An 888-nucleotide genomic window follows, 5' to 3' on the forward strand; every position below is an offset into this window, starting at 1 on the left:
AGCTTAACCTTCGGGAGGGCGCTTACCACTTTGTGATTCATGACTGGGGTGAAGTCGTAACAAGGTAACCGTAGGGGAACCTGCGGTTGGATCACCTCCTTACCTGAAGATACCTTCCGGCGCAGTGTCCACACAGATTGTCTGATAAAAAGTAACGAGCAGAAAAAACCTCTACAGGCTTGTAGCTCAGGTGGTTAGAGCGCACCCCTGATAAGGGTGAGGTCGGTGGTTCAAGTCCACTCAGGCCTACCAGATTTGTCCTCATGCTGCGTTGTGTCGACGGCTCGCATAGTTCACTATGCTTCGCATCGACACGCCTTGCCTGAGAAAAAATCGCATTCTTTGCATGAAGAATGCTACTCCTGGTAGTAGTGGTCTCTGCAGTAACTGTATGGGGCTATAGCTCAGCTGGGAGAGCGCCTGCCTTGCACGCAGGAGGTCAGCGGTTCGATCCCGCTTAGCTCCACCATACCGTTTTAACTGTTTTTTTCTGACTACTTCAGAGCGTACCGGCAACGGTGTGCTGCGAAGTATTATGCTCTTTAACAATCCGGAACAAGCTGAAAATTGAAACGACGTGTCGTTTTCATTCTCCGTAATAAGAATGAAAAATACGACACGGTCGGGTCTCTCAAATGCTTGCAGTCTGCAGCGCTGAAAAACGCCTGTGGGTTGTGAGGTTAAGCGACCAAGCGTACACGGTGGATGCCCAGGCAGTCAGAGGCGATGAAGGACGTGCTAATCTGCGTAAAGCGACGGTGAGGTGATATGAACCGCTACAGCCGTCGATGTCCGAATGGGGAAACCCGGTGCACTCAGTGCATCATTGCAGCATGAATACATAGTGCTGCAAGGCGAACCGGGGGAACTGAAACATCTAAGTACCCC

The 888-nt window shown here is 51.0% G+C and carries 2 tRNA genes and 2 rRNA genes; all 4 read left to right on the forward strand.

Features of this window, described 5'->3' with window-relative positions:
* Positions 1 to 102, forward strand: a 16S ribosomal RNA gene (locus QSK07_RS22635); the annotation flags it as partial.
* A 73-nt stretch (positions 103 to 175) separates the two neighbouring features.
* Positions 176 to 252: transfer RNA gene (locus QSK07_RS22640), tRNA-Ile, on the forward strand.
* 141 nt (positions 253 to 393) lie between these two features.
* A tRNA-Ala gene (locus QSK07_RS22645) sits at positions 394 to 469 on the forward strand.
* A 209-nt stretch (positions 470 to 678) separates the two neighbouring features.
* Positions 679 to 888: ribosomal RNA gene (locus QSK07_RS22650) — 23S ribosomal RNA — on the forward strand; the annotation flags it as partial.

Origin of the sequence: Pantoea sp. QMID4 (genome assembly GCF_030270445.1) — a bacterium.
Taxonomy (GTDB): domain Bacteria; phylum Pseudomonadota; class Gammaproteobacteria; order Enterobacterales; family Enterobacteriaceae; genus Pantoea; species Pantoea vagans.